The sequence below is a fragment of the Caldimonas sp. KR1-144 genome (assembly GCF_049446155.1).
Classification (GTDB): domain Bacteria; phylum Pseudomonadota; class Gammaproteobacteria; order Burkholderiales; family Burkholderiaceae_C; genus Rivibacter.
The window spans coordinates 435,744-451,905 of the sequence record NZ_JBMSEE010000002.1; the positions used below are offsets into that span (position 1 = coordinate 435,744).

Annotated in this window: 13 protein-coding genes; 10 read left to right on the forward strand and 3 right to left on the reverse strand. The window is 70.2% G+C overall.

What is annotated here, in order from left to right; genetic code table 11:
• Nucleotides 1-14: 14 nt before the first annotated feature.
• A complete protein-coding gene (hutU, locus tag ACO2TI_RS06120; protein WP_423282782.1) occupies nucleotides 15-1,748 on the reverse strand; it encodes a urocanate hydratase in 1,734 nt (577 codons plus the stop codon).
• A gap of 100 nt (nucleotides 1,749-1,848) precedes the next feature.
• On the opposite strand from hutU, the gene hutC reads away from it, so the two are divergent.
• The 5 genes from hutC to ACO2TI_RS06145 are packed head-to-tail and all read left to right on the forward strand — an operon-like array spanning nucleotide 1,849 to nucleotide 6,559.
• Nucleotides 1,849-2,577 (forward strand): histidine utilization repressor, encoded by a 729-nt coding sequence (hutC, locus tag ACO2TI_RS06125; protein WP_423282783.1) that lies wholly within the window; start codon nucleotides 1,849-1,851, stop codon nucleotides 2,575-2,577.
• Nucleotides 2,574-3,131, forward strand: a complete 558-nt coding sequence (locus ACO2TI_RS06130) for a HutD family protein (RefSeq protein ID WP_423282784.1) — start codon at nucleotides 2,574-2,576, stop codon at nucleotides 3,129-3,131. Before hutC ends, ACO2TI_RS06130 begins: the two co-directional genes overlap by 4 nt.
• Nucleotides 3,128-4,363 (forward strand): imidazolonepropionase, encoded by a 1,236-nt coding sequence (gene hutI, locus ACO2TI_RS06135; RefSeq protein WP_423282786.1) that lies wholly within the window; start codon nucleotides 3,128-3,130, stop codon nucleotides 4,361-4,363. The genes ACO2TI_RS06130 and hutI overlap by 4 nt, the downstream gene beginning before the upstream one ends.
• Nucleotides 4,360-5,163, forward strand: a complete 804-nt coding sequence (gene hutG, locus ACO2TI_RS06140) for an N-formylglutamate deformylase (protein WP_423282788.1) — start codon at nucleotides 4,360-4,362, stop codon at nucleotides 5,161-5,163. Before hutI ends, hutG begins: the two co-directional genes overlap by 4 nt.
• Entirely contained in the window at nucleotides 5,153-6,559 is a 1,407-nt protein-coding gene (locus ACO2TI_RS06145) for a formimidoylglutamate deiminase (protein WP_423282790.1), read from the forward strand. The genes hutG and ACO2TI_RS06145 overlap by 11 nt, the downstream gene beginning before the upstream one ends.
• A gap of 4 nt (nucleotides 6,560-6,563) precedes the next feature.
• Here ACO2TI_RS06145 and ACO2TI_RS06150 read toward each other — a convergent pair whose 3' ends face one another.
• Nucleotides 6,564-7,058: a GFA family protein gene (locus tag ACO2TI_RS06150; RefSeq protein ID WP_423282791.1), complete on the reverse strand. Its 495-nt coding sequence runs from the start codon at nucleotides 7,056-7,058 to the stop codon at nucleotides 6,564-6,566.
• A gap of 132 nt (nucleotides 7,059-7,190) precedes the next feature.
• Nucleotides 7,191-7,931, reverse strand: a complete 741-nt coding sequence (gene ugpQ, locus ACO2TI_RS06155) for a glycerophosphodiester phosphodiesterase (RefSeq protein WP_423282792.1) — start codon at nucleotides 7,929-7,931, stop codon at nucleotides 7,191-7,193.
• 153 nt (nucleotides 7,932-8,084) lie between these two features.
• On the opposite strand from ugpQ, the gene ACO2TI_RS06160 reads away from it, so the two are divergent.
• The 5 genes from ACO2TI_RS06160 to ubiE all read left to right on the forward strand — a co-directional run bounded on the left by ACO2TI_RS06160 (nucleotide 8,085) and on the right by ubiE (nucleotide 15,971).
• Nucleotides 8,085-12,005, forward strand: coding sequence for a DUF3683 domain-containing protein (locus ACO2TI_RS06160; protein ID WP_423282793.1), 3,921 nt, complete (start codon nucleotides 8,085-8,087; stop codon nucleotides 12,003-12,005).
• Nucleotides 12,006-12,093: 88 nt separating this feature from the next.
• On the forward strand, nucleotides 12,094-12,549 hold the full coding sequence (locus ACO2TI_RS06165) for an HIT family protein (RefSeq protein ID WP_423282794.1): 456 nt from the start codon (nucleotides 12,094-12,096) through the stop codon (nucleotides 12,547-12,549).
• Between the two features lie 238 nt (nucleotides 12,550-12,787).
• Entirely contained in the window at nucleotides 12,788-14,734 is a 1,947-nt protein-coding gene (locus tag ACO2TI_RS06170) for an acyltransferase family protein (protein WP_423282795.1), read from the forward strand.
• A 68-nt stretch (nucleotides 14,735-14,802) separates the two neighbouring features.
• Complete coding sequence (locus ACO2TI_RS06175) at nucleotides 14,803-15,219, forward strand: gamma-butyrobetaine hydroxylase-like domain-containing protein (protein ID WP_423282796.1); 417 nt, start codon at nucleotides 14,803-14,805, stop codon at nucleotides 15,217-15,219.
• A gap of 20 nt (nucleotides 15,220-15,239) precedes the next feature.
• Nucleotides 15,240-15,971, forward strand: a complete 732-nt coding sequence (ubiE, locus tag ACO2TI_RS06180; RefSeq protein WP_423282798.1) for a bifunctional demethylmenaquinone methyltransferase/2-methoxy-6-polyprenyl-1,4-benzoquinol methylase UbiE — start codon at nucleotides 15,240-15,242, stop codon at nucleotides 15,969-15,971.
• The last annotated feature ends 191 nt before the right edge of the window (nucleotides 15,972-16,162 follow it).

Genomic DNA, 16,162 nt, shown 5'->3' on the forward strand with positions numbered 1-16,162 from the left:
TCATCGCTTGGCCCTCACCCCTGCCCTCTCCCGCTCGCGGGAGAGGGGGTCTTCAGCATCGGCAGGTTCAGGCTGTTTTCACGGGCACAGGCAATCGCGTCCTTGTAGCCGGCGTCGGCATGGCGCATCACGCCGGTGGCGGGATCGTTCCAGAGCACGCGTTCGATGCGCTTGGCGGCGGCGTCCGTGCCGTCGCACACGATCACCACGCCGGCATGCTGCGAGTAGCCCATGCCGACGCCACCGCCGTGGTGCAGCGAGACCCAGGTCGCGCCGCCGGCGGTGTTGAGCAAGGCGTTGAGCAGCGGCCAGTCGGAGACGGCGTCGCTGCCGTCCTTCATCGATTCGGTCTCGCGGTTCGGGCTCGCGACCGAACCGGAGTCGAGGTGGTCGCGGCCGATCACGATCGGCGCCTTCAGCTCGCCGTTCTTCACCATTTCGTTGAACGCGAGGCCCGCGCGGTGGCGCTCGCCCAGGCCGATCCAGCAGATGCGCGCCGGCAGGCCCTGGAAGGCAATGCGCTCGCCGGCCATGTCGAGCCAGCGGTGCAGGTGGGCATCCTGCGGGAACAACTCCTTCATCTTCGCGTCCGTCCTGCGGATGTCTTCCGGATCGCCCGACAGCGCGACCCAGCGGAACGGCCCCTTGCCGCGGCAGAACAGCGGGCGGATGTAGGCCGGCACGAAGCCGGGGAAGTCGAAGGCGTTCTTCACGCCCTGGTCGAACGCGACCTGGCGGATGTTGTTGCCGTAGTCGACGGTGGGAATGCCCATCGCCTGGAAGTCGAGCATGGCCTGCACGTGGACCGCGCAGCTCTTCGCAGCGGCGTCGCGCAGCGCGGCGTGCTGCTGGGCGTCTGCGCGCGCGGCCTGCCAGCGATCGAGGCTCCAGCCGGCGGGTAGGTAGCCGTTGACGAGGTCGTGCGCGCTGGTCTGGTCGGTCACGAGGTCGGGCTTCATGCCGCCTGACTTCGCGCGCTTGACGAGCTCGGGCAGGATCTCGGCCGCATTGCCGAGCAGGCCGATCGAGATCGCCTTGCCTTCGGCGGTGTACTTGGCGATGCGCGCGAGCGCGTCGTCGAGGTCCTGGGCCTGCTCGTCGAGATAGCGCGTCTTCAGGCGAAAGTCGATGCGCGATTGCTGGCACTCGATGTTCAGCGAGCACGCGCCGGCGAACGAGGCCGCCAGCGGCTGCGCGCCGCCCATGCCGCCCAGTCCGGCGGTGAGGATCCACTTGCCCTGGAAGCTGCCGCCGTAGTGCTGGTGGGCCGCCTCGGCAAAGGTCTCGTAGGTGCCTTGCACGATGCCCTGGGTGCCGATGTAGATCCACGAGCCCGCGGTCATCTGGCCGTACATCATCAGGCCCTTGCGGTCGAGCTCGTGGAAGTGCTCCCACGTGGCCCACTTGGGCACCAGGTTGGAGTTGGCGATCAGCACGCGCGGCGCGTCGGCATGGGTGCGGAACACGCCCACCGGCTTGCCCGACTGGATCAGCAGCGACTCGTCTTCCTTCAGTTCGCGCAGCGAAGCCAGGATGGCCTCGAAGGCGTTCCAGTCGCGCGCGGCCTTGCCGATGCCGCCGTAGACGACCAGCGCATCCGGGTTCTCGGCGACGGCCGGATCGAGGTTGTTCTGGATCATCCGGTAGGCGGCCTCGATCAGCCAATTGCGGCAGGTGAGGGCGCTGCCGGTGGGGGCCTTCACGGGGCGCGGGCGGGCGGTCTGGGGTAGGGCGGACAGGTCGGTCATGGCGGGCTCCGCATTCAAGGGAAATGGACGGGCATCGGCGAGGTGCTGGGGATCACTCTACTTGTCTATACAAGCTTAGGCAAGTAGGATCGAACCCGAGATGGCCACCTCCTCGACATCCGCCGCATCGCCGCTGGCGCCCTATGCCCAGGTCAAGCACCACCTGAAGGACGAGCTCGCGCGCGGTCGCTTTCCGCCCGGTGCGCTGATGCCCTCGGAGGCCGAGCTGGTGGCGCAGTTCGGGGTCAGCCGCATGACGGTCAACCGCGCCTTGCGCGAGCTGCAGGCCGAAGGCCTGGTCGAGCGCGTGCAGGGCGTGGGCACCTTCGCCGCGCAGCTGCATCGCGTCGCCTCGACGCTGACCATCCGCGACCTGCACGAGGAGATCGCCGCGCGCGGCCACCACCACCATGCCGAGGTGCATCTCGCGCGCGAGGAGACCGCGCCGGCCGCGCTGGCCGAACGGCTCGGCCTCGCGCCGGGTGCGCGCGTCTTCCACACGCTCATCGTCCACCACGAGAACGGCGTGCCGCTGCAATGCGAAGACCGCTACGTGAACCCGGCCTGCGCGCCCAAGTACCTGCAGGTCGACTTCACGCAGACCACGCCGACGCACTACCTGCTCGAGGTCGCGCCGCTGTGGGAAGCGCAGTTCCAGATCGAGGCCGCGTCGCCGACCGCGCAGGAGGCCCGGCTGCTGGGCGTCGGCCGCGACGAGCCTTGCCTCGTGGTCACGCGCCGCACCGTGAGCCGCGGCACGCCGGTGACGATCGCGCGCCTGGTGCATCCGGGCACGCGCTACCTCGTCGAGGGGGCGTTCAAGCCATGAAGATCGTGCGTCTGGACGACATCGCGCCCAGCGCCTGGCGCAACGGCGGCGGGCGCACGCGCGAGCTGCTCGCCTGGCCTCGGGCCGAGGCCTGGGCACTGCGCATCAGCGTGGCCGACATCGAGCGCGACGGCCCGTTTTCCGCCTTTGCGGGCATCGAACGCTGGTTCGCGGTGATCGACGGCGAGGGCGTCGCGCTGCAGTTCGCCGGCGGCGAGCGCCTCTGCCGCCGCGGCGACGCGGTGCTGCGTTTCGACGGCGCCGAGGCGCCCGGCTGCCGGCTGATCGGCGGCCCGACGCGCGACCTGAACCTGATGCTCTCGCGCGGCCGCGGCGCGATGCAGCGCGCCGGCTTAGGCGAACCGGCGCCCGCCGCCAAGACGCTGCGCGCGCTCTACACGGCCGACATGGCGACGCTGCTGGCCGGCGACGCCCCGATCGACCTGCCGGCAGGAAGCCTCGCATGGCACACCGAGGGCCTGGCCGCGCGCTGGGCGATCGACGCGCCCGCGCCGCCGCGCGCCTGGTGGATCACCTTCGACGACATCGCATGAGCAGCACGATCACCCTCTGGCGCCACGCCCGCCTCGCGACGATGGCCGGCGATGCCGCCACCACGCCCTGGGGCTGGATCGAGCGCGGCGCGTTCGTCACCGAGGGCGAACGCCTGGCCTGGGTCGGCGACGGGTCGGCGCTGCCGGCCGATCTGGCGCGCCGCGTGACGCGCGAGGTGGACCTCGGCGGCGCCTGCGTGACGCCGGCGCTCGTCGACTGCCACACGCACCTCGTCTATGCCGGCGACCGTGCGCGCGAGTTCGAGCTGCGGCTGCAGGGCGCGAGCTACGAGGAGATCGCGCGCGCCGGCGGCGGCATCCGCTCGACCGTCGCGGCCACGCGCGCGGCCGGCGACGACGAGCTGCTCGCGCTGGCGACGGCACGCGCTCGCGCGCTGATGCGCGAAGGCGTTGCCGCCGTCGAGGTCAAGTCCGGCTACGGCCTGAGCCTCGAGCACGAGGCGCGCTGCCTGCGCGCCGCGCGCCGCGTGGCCGCCGCGACCGGCCTGACGGTGCGCACCACCTGTCTCGCCGCGCACGCGCTGCCGCCCGAGTTCGACGGCCGCGCCGACGACTACGTCGACGCCGTCGTCTCGTGGCTGCCGCAGCTGACCGCCGAAGGCCTGGTCGACGCGGTCGATGCCTTCTGCGAGCGCATCGCCTTCACGCCGGCGCAGACGCGCCGCGTGTTCGAGGCCGCGCGCACGCTCGGTCTGCCGGTCAAGCTGCATGCCGAGCAGCTCAGCGACCAGGGCGGCGCACAGCTCGCCGCCTCGTTCGGCGCGCTGTCTTGTGACCATCTCGAGCACCTGAGCGCCGAGGGCGTCGCCGCGATGGCGGCCGCCGGCACGGTGGCCGTGCTGCTGCCCGGCGCCTACTATTTCCTGCGCGACACGACGCTGCCGCCGGTGCAGGCGCTGCGCGACGCCGGCGTGCCGATCGCGTTGGCCACCGACCACAACCCGGGCTCGTCGCCGACGCTGTCGCCGCTGCTGATGATCAACATGGCCTGCACGCTGTTTCGCCTGACGCCCGAGGAAGCCGTTCGCGGCCTCACGGTGAACGGCGCGCGCGCGCTGGGCCTTTCGGCCAGCCACGGCACGCTCGAAACCGGCAAGCGCGCCGACTTCGCGGTCTGGGACCTGGCCCACCCGCGCGAGCTGGCCTACCGCTTCGGCGTCAACCCGTTGCGCCGGCTCGTGCTCGGCGCCGAGGAGGCAAGCACTTCATGAGCGACGACTTCTTCACGCTGCATCGCGGCAGCCGGCCGCTGCTGGTCAGCGTGCCGCACTGCGGCACCGCGATCCCGGCCGACCAGCGCGCGCGCTACACCGAGCGCGCGCTGCAGGTCGAGGACACCGACTGGCACCTCGACCGGCTCTACGACTTCGTGCGCGAGCTGGGCGCCTCGCTGATCGTGCCGCGCCACTCGCGCTACCTGATCGACCTGAACCGCCCGCCCGAGAACGCGCCGATGTACCCGGGCGTCAACAACACCGAGCTGTGCCCGACGCGCCACTTCACCGGCGATCCGATCTACCGCGAGGGCGCCGCGCCCGACGAGGCGGAGATCGCGCGCCGCGTCGAGCGCTACTGGCGCCCCTATCACGCCGCGCTCGCCGGCGAGCTGCAGCGACTGCGCGATGCGCACGGCCACGCCGTGCTGTTCGACGCGCACAGCATCAAGTCCGAGCTGCCGTGGCTGTTCGAAGGGCAGCTTCCGGCACTCAACCTCGGCACTGCCGCCGGCGCGAGCTGCGCGCCCTCGCTGCGCGAGGCGCTCGCGGCCGTGCTCGCCGGCCAGGAGCGCTTCAGCCACGTCGTCGACGGCCGCTTCAAGGGCGGCCACATCACGCGCTTCTACGGCCGCCCAGGCGCGGGCGTGCATGCGGTGCAGCTGGAGATGTGCTGGCGCTGCTACATGGACGAGAGCCCGCCGTGGGCCTGGAACGAGGCGCTGGCCGGCGGCGTGCGGCCGCTGCTTCAGCAACTGGTGCAACGGATGCTGGCGTGGAGGCCTGATGAGCGGTGACGACGCGACGGCCGACCTGCGCGGCCGCGTGCTGTGGGCGCCGCGCGCCTGGGTCGACGGACGCTGGCAGGCCTCGGTGCGCCTGGCGATCGACGCGCAGGGCCGCTGGGCCGAGATCGCGCCCGGCGTCGCGGTCGGGCCCGATGCGCTGCGCCTCGACGGCCCGGCGCTGCCCGGCCTGGTCGATGCGCACAGCCACGCCTTCCAGCGAGCGTTCGCCGGCCTGGCCGAGCGGCGCGAGGGCGAGCACGACGACTTCTGGTCGTGGCGCGACCGCATGTACGGCGTCGCGCTGGCGCTGACGCCGCAGGCCTTGCGCGCCGTGGCCGCCCAGCTCGCGGTCGAGCTGCTGCACGGCGGCTACACGCAGCTGTGCGAGTTCCACTACCTGCACCACGAGCCCGACGGCAGCGTGCACGACGACCCGCTCGAAATGTCCTGGGCGCTCGCCGACGCCTGCGCCGACGCCGGCCTGGGCCTGACGCTGCTGCCGGTGCTCTACGAGCGCGCCGGCTTTGCGCAGCCCACGCTGCGCGCCGACCAGCGCCGCTTCGCGACCGACGCCGCCCAGGTGCGCGCGATGCGCGACGCGGTGCGTGCCGCGCGGCGTCCGCTGCTCGACGCCGGCGTCGCTATCCATTCGCTGCGCGCGGCGGCGCCGGCGTCGATCGCGCGCCTGGTCGAGGATCTTGGCGACGGGCCGATCCACATCCACGTCGCCGAACAGACCGCCGAGGTGGACGACTGCCTGCACAGCACCGGCCTGCGGCCGATCGAATGGCTGGCGGCACAGCGCTGGCTCGATGCGCGCTGGCAGCTCGTGCACGCGACGCATGCGACGCCGGCCGAGATCGACGCGGTCGCCGCCAGCGGCGCCGGCGTCGTGCTGTGCCCGGCGACCGAGGCCAACCTCGGCGACGGCCTGCCCGACCTGCCGCGCTGGCTCGCGCGCGGCGTGCCGATCTCGGTCGGCTCCGACAGCCAGGTCACGCGCGACTGGCCGAGCGAGCTGCGCCTGCTCGACTACGGCCAGCGCCTGCACCTGCGCCAGCGCAACGTCTCGGCAGCGCCGGCCGCGGGCGAACCTTCCACCGCCGCGCGGCTGTTCGAGCGCGTGCGCGTGGGCGGCGGCGCGGCGGCGGGCCAGCCGCGCTGGGGGCTGGAGGCCGGCGCGCGCGCGGACCTGCTCGTCGTCGACGGCGCCGATGCGCCGCTGCTGGGCGTGCCGGCGGCGAACACGCTGGACGCGCTGGTGTTCTCGAGCCCCGGGCGGCCGTTTCGCGATGTCATGGTCGCCGGCCGCTGGTCGCTGCGCGGCGGCCGCCATCCCGAGGAGGCCGCGATCGCCGCGCGCTTCGAGCGGGCGATGCGCGAGCTGTGGGCCGTGGCGGACTGAGGCCTCAGCGCCGGGTCGCCGCGATCAGCTCGGCGCGGCGCGCCAGGCTGTCCGCCGGCCAGTGTTCGGAAGCCTTGTAGTACTGCGGCACCGCCGGCGTGCCGGCCGGCAGCACGACCCAGGGCTGCTTGGACTCGGTGAAGATGTGGATGTCCGGCGGCAGCCGGTCGGGCTCGTCGAACGTGCCCACGCGCACGAAGGCGACCGCATCGCCGCCGCCGGCGTAATGGCTCCACACCGCGATGCGGCAGTTCGCGCAGCGCACGATCTTCTGGCCCTTGCCGCTGAGCGTGGGCGTGAGCACCGTCTCCACCTCGCCTTGCAGGCGCTCGAGGCGCGCGGTCTCGATCATCGCGTTGAGCGCGAACGCGCTGCCGGTTTCGCGCTGGCACCAGCGGCAGTGGCAGCAGTGCACGAACAGCGGGCGCGAGGTCAGGCGATAGCGCACGGCACGGCAGGTGCAGCCGCCTTCGAAGGTCTCACATGTCGCCACGTCCATCTTGGAAGCCTCCTGTTCGAGTCGGCGCTGGCCGCAGGCCGGCCGCCCTCAGCGGACGCCGCGGATCCGGCTTCGCTGGTCCCCTGGCGTCGCCCCCTCGAGGGGGAGGCGCCGAAGGCGCTTCGGGGGTGGTCAAGCTCTAGGGTCGAAGTGATCGATGGCGTCGGTGATCAGGCCGTCGATGCCGGCGTCGATCAGCCGCTCGGCATCGGCATCGGTGTTGACCGTATAGCTCAGCACGCGCAGGCCGGCGTCGTGCGCCAGGTCGATCACGTTGGCGTCGAGCACCTTGCACGAGATCACCACCGCCACCACGCCGAGCGCTTCGGCGGTCTCGCGCCAGTCGGGCGCCAGCGACGACAGCAGCAGCGCGCGCGGCAGGATCGGCGCGGACTGGCGCGCGGCCGCCAGCGCCTCGGTCGAGAACGAGCTGACCAGCGGCGGCAGCGCCGCGGTGGCCCACAGCCGCGCGGCCTCGCCCGCGGCCAGGCGGCCGCAGCGCAGCTCGTCGCCCGGCCCGGGCTTGAGTTCCAGGTTGAGCGCCAGGCCTTCTTCCAGCGCCAGCGCGGCCAGCGCGTCCAGCCGGGCCAGCCGCTCGCCCGCGAAGGCCGGCGAATGCCATGCCCCGGCGTCGAGCGCCGCCAGCGCCGACCACGGCTGCTCGACGGCCACGCCGCGGCCGTTGGTGGTGCGCTCCAGGCGCTCGTCGTGCAGCAGGAAGGGCACGCCGTCGGCCGACAGCGTCAGGTCGCACTCGGCCATGCGCCAGCCGCGCGCCAGGCCCACGCGCATCGCCGCCAGCGTGTTCTCCGGCGCCAGGCGTCCGGCGCCGCGGTGCGCGATCCAGAACGGGTAGGGCCAGGGAGCGTCCATCGTTGGCGTCCATGCTAGCGATGCGCGCCGCGGCACGCTCGCCCGCCGGGGCGTCTGCCACCCCGAGACCATGGGGCCTTGCTGCACTGCGATAGCATCGACAGTCCTGCTGCGTCCAGGCCGCCTTTTCGGCCACCCAGGCGCCGGGCACCTATGAACGCACCCCTGCCGATCCATCGCGCGCTCCCCGCTGCCGCCGCCGAAGGCGACGCCGACGCAGGCCCCGTGCGCCTGCGCGAGATTCCCTACAACTACACCTCGTTCTCCGACCGCGAGATCGTCGTGCGGCTGCTGGGCTCGCGGGCCTGGGAGCTGCTGAACCAGCTGCGCGAGGAGCGTCGCACCGGGCGCTCGGCACGCATGCTGTACGAGGTGCTGGGTGACATCTGGGTCGTCGAGCGCAATCCCTATCTGCAAGACGATCTGCTCGACAACCCCAAGCGCCGCGCTGCGCTGATCGAGGCACTGCATCACCGTCTGGCCGAAGTGGGCAAGCGCCGCACGCCCCAGCAGGACCCGCAGCGCGACGCGATGGTCGGCGAGCTGCTGGTCGCGGCCGGCGAGGCGGTCGAGCGCTTCGCGGCCAGCTTCGAGCAGGTGGCCGCGCTGCGCAAGTCGGCGCGCAAGGCGCTGGGCCGCCACACGGCCCGCGACAACATCAAGTTCGACGGCCTGTCGCGCGTCTCGCACGTGACCGACGCCACCGACTGGCGCGTCGAGTACCCGTTCGTCGTGCTGACGCCGGACACCGAGGCCGAGATGGCCGGGCTGGTGGCGGCCTGCGTCGAGCTCGGCCTGACCATCATTCCGCGCGGCGGCGGCACCGGCTACACCGGCGGCGCGATCCCGCTCACCTGGAAGAGCGCGGTGATCAACACCGAGAAGCTCGAGCAGATGACCGAGGTCGAGCTGGTCGCGCTACCCGGCATCGACGGCCCGGTGCCCACCGTCTGGACCGAGGCCGGCGTCGTCACGCAGCGCGTGGCCGACGCCGCCGAGCGTGCCGGCTACGTGTTCGCGGTCGACCCGACCTCGGCCGAGGCGAGCTGCATCGGCGGCAACATCGCGATGAACGCCGGCGGCAAGAAAGCCGTGCTGTGGGGCACCGCGCTCGACAACCTGGCGAGCTGGCGCATGGTCACGCCCGACGCCAAGTGGCTGGAGGTGGTCCGCCTCGACCACAACCGCGGCAAGATCCACGACGCGCCCGAGGCGCGCTTCGAGCTGCGCTACTTCGATGCCGCCGGCAAGACGCTGGAGCGCACCGAGACGCTGGTGATCCCCGGCGCCGCGTTCCGCAAGGAGGGCCTGGGCAAGGACGTCACCGACAAGTTCCTCGCCGGCCTGCCCGGGATCCAGAAAGAAGGCTGCGATGGCCTGATCACCTCGGCGCGCTGGGTCGTGCATCGCATGCCGGCGCACACGCGCACCGTGTGCCTGGAGTTCTTCGGCAATGCCAAGGACGCGGTACCGTCGATCGTCGAGATCAAGGACTTCATGTTCGCCGAGGCCGCCAGGCCGGGCGGTGCGATCCTCGCCGGCCTCGAGCACCTGGACGACCGCTACCTCAAGGCGGTGGGTTACGCCACGAAGAGCAAGCGCGGCGGCTTGCCGAAGATGGTGCTGGTCGGCGACATCGTCGGCGACGACGACGCGGCCGTGGCGCGCGCGACCAGCGAGGTCGTGCGCATCGCCAACTCGCGCTCGGGCGAGGGCTTCGTCGCGGTGAGCGCCGAGGCGCGCAAGAAGTTCTGGCTCGACCGCAAGCGCACCGCGGCGATCGCACGCCACACCAACGCGTTCAAGATCAACGAGGACGTCGTCATTCCGCTGCCGCGGATGGGCGAGTACACCGAGGGCATCGAGCGCATCAACATCGAGCTCTCGCTGCGCAACAAGCTGCAGCTCGTCGACCGGCTCGAAGCGTTCATCGCGCAGGGCAGCCTGCCGCTGGGCAAGACCGACGACGCGAGCGAGATCACCAGCGCCGAACTGCTCGAAGACCGTGTCGCGCAGGCGCTCGCACTGCTGCGCGAGACGCGTGCGCAGTGGCGCGGCTGGCTGGAGCGGCTCGACCAGGTGGATGCGCAAAGCGGCCGCACGTTCTTCGCGCAGCTGCAGGACCACACGCTGCGCGCCTCGTGGAAGACGCAGCTGCTCAAGCCGTTCCAGGCGCTGTTCACGGGTGCGCAGCTCGCGCCCATCGTCGACGAGTGCCGCCGCATCCACAAGGAGGTGCTGCGCGGGCGCGTCTGGGTGGCGCTGCACATGCATGCCGGCGACGGCAACGTGCACACCAACATCCCGGTCAACAGCGACAACTACGAGATGCTGCAGACCGCGCACGAGGCGGTCGCGCGCATCATGGCGCTGGCGCGCCGGCTCGACGGCGTGATCTCCGGCGAGCACGGCATCGGCATCACCAAGCTCGAGTTCCTGAGCGACGCCGAGCTGCAGCCCTTTGCCGACTACAAGCGCCGCGTCGACCCCGAGGGCCGCTTCAACCGCGGCAAGCTGCTGCGCGGGCGTTTCGCGCAGGACGTGCACGCCGCCGATCTCTCGCATGCCTACACGCCGAGCTTCGGCCTGATGGGGCACGAGTCGATCATCATGCAGCAAAGCGACATCGGCGCGATCGCCGATTCGGTCAAGGACTGCCTGCGCTGCGGCAAGTGCAAGCCGGTGTGCGCGACCCACGTGCCGCGCGCCAACCTGCTCTACAGCCCGCGCAACAAGATCCTCGCCACTTCGCTGCTGATCGAGGCCTTCCTCTACGAGGAGCAGACACGCCGCGGCGTGTCGATCGCGCACTGGGAGGAGTTCGAGGACGTCGCCGACCACTGCACGGTCTGCCACAAGTGCCTCACGCCCTGCCCGGTGAAGATCGACTTCGGCGACGTGTCGATGAACATGCGCAACCTGCTGCGCAAGATGGGCCGCAAGAGCTTCCGACCCGGCAATGCCGCGGCGATGTTCATGCTCAACGCGACCAACCCGCAGACGATCAAGCTCGCGCGCGCCGCGATGATCGACGTCGGCTTCAAGGCGCAGCGCCTGGCGGCCGACGTGCTCAAGGGCATCGCGAAGAAGCAGACGGCGCAGCCGCCGGCGACGGTGGGCACCGCGCCCATCAAGGAGCAGGTGATCCACTTCGTCAACAAGAAGCTGCCAGGCGGCCTGCCGAAGAAGACTGCGCGCGCGCTGCTGGACATCGAGGACAAGGCCTACGTGCCGATCATCCGCGACCCCAACGCGACCACGTCCGAAAGCGAGGCGGTGTTCTATTTCCCGGGCTGCGGCTCGGAGCGGCTGTTCTCGCAGGTGGGCCTGGCGACGCAGGCGATGCTGTGGCATGCCGGCGTGCAGACGGTGCTGCCGCCCGGGTATCTGTGCTGCGGCTATCCGCAGCGCGGCAGCGGCCAGTACGAAAAGGCCGAGCAGATGATCACCGACAACCGGGTGTTGTTCCACCGCGTGGCCAACACGCTGAACTACCTGGACATCAAGACGGTGGTGGTCAGCTGCGGCACCTGCTACGACCAGTTGCAGGGCTACCAGTTCGACAAGATCTTCCCCGGCTGCCGCATCGTCGACATCCACGAGTTCCTGCTGGAAAAGGGCATCAAGCTGCAAGCCGATGGCGCGGCCTATCTCTACCACGACCCCTGCCACAGCCCGATGAAGCAGCAAGAGCCGATGAAGACGGTGAAGGCGCTGGTCGGCGATCAGGTGATCAAGGCCGAGCGCTGCTGCGGCGAAAGCGGCACGCTGGGCGTCACGCGGCCGGACATCGCCACGCAGGTGCGCTTTCGCAAGGAAGAAGAGCTGCGCAAGAACGTCGACACGCTGCGCCAGCTGGCGCCGTCGGCCGCGGCGCAGGCCAACGTGAAGATCCTGACCTCGTGCCCGAGCTGCCTGCAAGGCCTGTCGCGCTACGAAGGCGATCTGCAAAGCGGCCTGCTGGAGGCGGACTACATCGTCGTCGAGATGGCGCGCAAGATCCTCGGCGCGACCTGGCTCGAGGACTACGTTGGCCGTGCGAACGCCGGCGGCATCGAGCGCGTGCTGGTGTGAACGCAGCCCCCACGCTCACTTTGTTCGCCGCCCTCCGTAGGGACGCAGTCGCCTTGGGGCGGCCCGGCGGCGACTGATCCCCACGCCCGTGAGCTTCCTACCGCCCGATGAACCGCAGCCCGGCTGCCCGCTGTGCGAGGCGCCGGGCGGCACGCCGATTGCCCAGTCCCGCCTTTGGCGCGTGATCCGCGCCGAGGATGCCTCGTTCCCGGCGTTCTACCGCGTGGTCTGGCGCGAGCACGTGGCCGAGTTCGGCGACCTCGACGCGGCCGCGCGCGTGCATTGCATGGCGGTGGTCGAGGCCGTGGAGCGGGTGCTGCGGCAGCGTTTGTCGCCGACCAAGATCAACCTCGCGGCCTTCGGTAACGTGGTGCCGCACCTGCACTGGCACGTGATCGCGCGCTTCGACTGGGACAGCCACTGGCCGCAGCCGGTGTGGGCGGCGGCGCAGCGCACCGTGGAGCCTGCACCGTTGCAGCGCCTCGGCATGCCGCTTCAGGAACTCGACGAAGCCGTTGCGGCAGCGCTGAACTCGCTGTCGTAATTCCGATTCCGATCGACTCCTGTGGCCGGCCTTGGCCACGGGCGGCGCGCTTCTGTGCTTCGCACGATGTTGCCACTGGAACCCGGGGGCAACTGCGGCTTCGCTTCCGCGAGCCGTTCCTAGACTCGCCGGCGCTTCAGCGCGCGGGCCGAGGCTGTCAGCGAGAACCAAACGACCGGCAGCAGACCGGTCGGGGACAGCAATCGACGCTGGGGCGGCATCCAGAGGGAGGAAATCCGTGCAAGACAGTAGACGTGCGTGCGCCGCCAGCGAGCACTACCGACCGGACATCGACGGTCTGCGAGCCATTGCAGTCCTGTCGGTGCTCCTTTTCCACTTGTTCAAGGATCTGCTGCCGGGCGGCTATCTCGGCGTCGACATCTTCTTCGTGATTTCGGGGTACCTGATCACCAGCATTCTTGTTCGGGAACATCAAAGCCACGATTTCTCGCTGCTGCGCTTCTACGAGCGCCGGCTGCGTCGCCTCGCGCCTGCGCTGATGGCGGTGCTCGCGGCGACGACGGTGGCGGCGATGCTCGTCTTGCTGCCGCTGGACCTGGTGGGCTACGCGAGAAGTCTCATCTCGACGCTGGCCTTCGTCTCGAACATCTACTTCTGGCGCGACTCGAACTACTTCTCGCGCCTGGCCGAAGAGAAGCCGCTTCTCAACACGTGGTCGCTCGGCATCGAGGAGCAGTTCTACATCCTGTTTCCGCTGCTGCTCGCTGCGTGCTTCCGATGGAAGCTCAAGCTCTTCCGGACGCTGCTGCTCGCCGTCGCCGTCTCGTTGGCGATCAACGTCCTCGCCATCGACGCGCGCAAGTTGACGACGGCGTTCTATCTGCTGCCGACACGCGCCTGGGAGCTTGGTCTGGGCTGCCTGCTGGCGGTTGCGCCTGGGCTCGGCCTGGGCGCTCGCGCGCGGGCCGCACTGGGCGCCGTCGGACTGATGCTGGTGCTGGCGAGCCTGTTGTTCGGCGATGCGATCGCGCCAGCGCCATGGCCTGCTGCGCTTGCAGCGTGCCTTGGATCGGCCCTGCTGATCGGCTCCTCGCAAGGCGGGTTGACGCCGGTTGGCCGGTGCCTGTCGTGGCGACCCTTCGTGGCCGTCGGGTTGATCTCCTACTCGCTGTACCTCTGGCACTGGCCGATCATCGTCTTGCCGAAGTACTACATCGTGAGGGAGCTTGCGCTGATCGAATCGCTGGCCCTCGGTGCCATCTCCCTCGCTGTTGCCACCTTGTCGTGGCGCTGGATCGAGCGACCGTTTCGCAGCGGTCGCTGCTCGCTGGCCGGCCTGGCCGCGGCGTATGCGATCGGGTCGCTGGGGCTCGTCGCGGTCGGCGTGGCGATCGTCGCCAGGGACGGGTTTCCCGCGCGCCTGAATGCCGACGCGGCGCGGATCAACAGCGTGGTCGGGGACACGTTCCGGTGCCCGATTGCCAGCATGCGACGAATCGGCCAGCTGGACGGCTGCTTGCTGAACAGCCAGGCGGGGCAGGCGTCGCAGGCTCAAGTGGTCATCTTCGGCGATTCTCATGCCCTCATGTACGCGCCTGTGTTCGAGCGCCTCCTGCGCGCCCACGGCATGAGCGGCCTGGCAATGTCGGCCTATGGCTGCCTGCCGTCGAGCGAGCGCAACCTGAGCGTGGCCTGCTTGGCGTCGGTCGAGCAGGGCGTCTCGACCATTCAGTCGATGTCGTCGGCAAAGGTGGTCGTGATTGCCTTGCGCTGGAGCGCGGTGGACGAGCCGATGCTGCGGCGCGACGGAACCGCGATCGAGCAAGACGGCGTTCAGGCGGTCAGCGAGGATCTCGAGCGGTTGCTCGGCGCGTTGCGGTCTGCGGGCAAGAAGGTGGTGATCGTCGGTCCGCTGGCAGAGCCGGGCTTCGACGTGGCCTCGGTGCTCAGCCGCAAGCTGGCCTTCGACCGGCCTCTCGACGTAGCCACCGGCTTGCCCCATGACCGCTTCCTACAGAAGTGGTCAAGCGTCCTGGCACGGTTTGCTGGGCGGCAGGACGTGACCTTCATCCAGCCCCACCTGCATCAATGCAGAGACGGCCACTGCCATTACATCGTGAACGGACAGGCGCTGTTCGCCGACGCCAACCACCTGGCCAGCGCGCAGGTGGCCCGATTCGAGCCGGCTTTCGCCACCGCCATGGGCCGGGTGTTGTCGCCTTAGCCTTGTATGTTTGCCCGGCCCTGCGCCCACTAAACTCCTGGGGTTGTCCATTCATCTCCAGGCGTTACGTGGCCGGCCTCGACAAAGACACCCCGATCCCCATCGCGCTGACCGTGCACCAGCAGTCGCGCGTGCTCGAGATCAGCTATGCCGACGGCGCGACCTTCCGCCTGCCGTTCGAGCTGCTGCGCGTTTATTCGCCGTCGGCCGAGGTGCAGGGCCACGGGCCGGGGCAGGAGGTGTTGCAGACCGGCAAGCGCGATGTCGAGATCGTCTCGATCGAGGCGGTCGGCAACTACGCGGTGCAGCCGACGTTCTCCGACGGCCACAGCTCCGGCCTGTTCGCCTGGGACTACCTCTACCGGCTCGGCGCCAACCAGGAGGCGCTGTGGCAGGCCTACCTCGACCGGCTGGCCGAAGCGGGCGTCGATCGCGATGCGCCGATGCCCGAGGCCGGCGGTCATGCCTGCGGTCATCACCACTGAGATCCCACCAGGCCAAAGCCATGACCCAGACCCATTTCGGCTACCAGAGCGTCGACGAGCAGGACAAGGCGCGCCGCGTGCGCGGCGTGTTCGATTCGGTCGCGTCGAAGTACGACGTGATGAACGACCTGATGTCGCTCGGGCTGCACCGCGTCTGGAAGACCTACACGATCGCCGCGTCGCAGGTGCGCGAGGGCGACCGGGTGCTCGACATCGCCGGCGGCACGGGCGATCTGGCGCGCGCGTTCGCGCGCCGCGTCGGCAGCCGCGGCATGGTGGTGCACACCGACATCAACGAGGCCATGCTGCGCGAGGGCCGCGATCGCCTCACTGACGAGGGCCTGATCCTGCCCACCGCGCTGTGCGACGCAGAGAAGCTGCCGTTTCCCGACGCCAGCTTCGACATCGTCAGCGTCGCGTTCGGCTTGCGCAACATGACCCACAAGGAACTCGCGCTGGCCGAGATGCAGCGTGTCCTCAAGCCGCGCGGGCGCCTGCTCGTGCTCGAGTTCTCCAAGGTGGCCAAGCCGCTCGAGAAGGTCTACGACTGGTATTCCTTCCGCGTGCTGCCACGGCTCGGCCAGCTGGTGGCTGGCGATGCCGACAGTTACCGCTACCTGGCCGAGTCGATCCGCATGCATCCGGGTCAGGCCGAACTCAAGGCCATGATGAAAGCGGCGGGCTTTGCCCACGTCGATGTGCACAACCTCACGGGCGGCGTCGTGGCCTTGCACTGGGGCCTGAAGGCCTGAGCCGGGGCCCCCGCACCATGCGGGATTCCTGACGTCTGGCCTGCCGATCTGCCCCTCAACAAGGGGACTCGGCAAAAAGGACCCTTGGGTACACTTTCCGGCACAGGCTGGCGACTTCAAGCGGCCAACGTTGGGACGCCCCGCTCACGGGGCGAGAACGATTGAAGGAGCACAGGCCGATGGTGCGATTC

What these genes read in the sequence shown, in the direction of transcription:
- hutU (WP_423282782.1), bottom strand. Translation starts at nt 1,748, where the DNA reads ATGACCGACCTGTCCGCCCTACCCCAGACCGCCCGCCCGCGCCCCGTG.
- hutC (WP_423282783.1), top strand. Translation starts at nt 1,849, where the DNA reads ATGGCCACCTCCTCGACATCCGCCGCATCGCCGCTGGCGCCCTATGCC.
- ACO2TI_RS06130 (WP_423282784.1), top strand. Translation starts at nt 2,574, where the DNA reads ATGAAGATCGTGCGTCTGGACGACATCGCGCCCAGCGCCTGGCGCAAC.
- hutI (WP_423282786.1), top strand. Translation starts at nt 3,128, where the DNA reads ATGAGCAGCACGATCACCCTCTGGCGCCACGCCCGCCTCGCGACGATG.
- hutG (WP_423282788.1), top strand. Translation starts at nt 4,360, where the DNA reads ATGAGCGACGACTTCTTCACGCTGCATCGCGGCAGCCGGCCGCTGCTG.
- ACO2TI_RS06145 (WP_423282790.1), top strand. Translation starts at nt 5,153, where the DNA reads ATGAGCGGTGACGACGCGACGGCCGACCTGCGCGGCCGCGTGCTGTGG.
- ACO2TI_RS06150 (WP_423282791.1), bottom strand. Translation starts at nt 7,058, where the DNA reads ATGGACGTGGCGACATGTGAGACCTTCGAAGGCGGCTGCACCTGCCGT.
- ugpQ (WP_423282792.1), bottom strand. Translation starts at nt 7,931, where the DNA reads ATGGACGCTCCCTGGCCCTACCCGTTCTGGATCGCGCACCGCGGCGCC.
- ACO2TI_RS06160 (WP_423282793.1), top strand. Translation starts at nt 8,085, where the DNA reads ATGAACGCACCCCTGCCGATCCATCGCGCGCTCCCCGCTGCCGCCGCC.
- ubiE (WP_423282798.1), top strand. Translation starts at nt 15,240, where the DNA reads ATGACCCAGACCCATTTCGGCTACCAGAGCGTCGACGAGCAGGACAAG.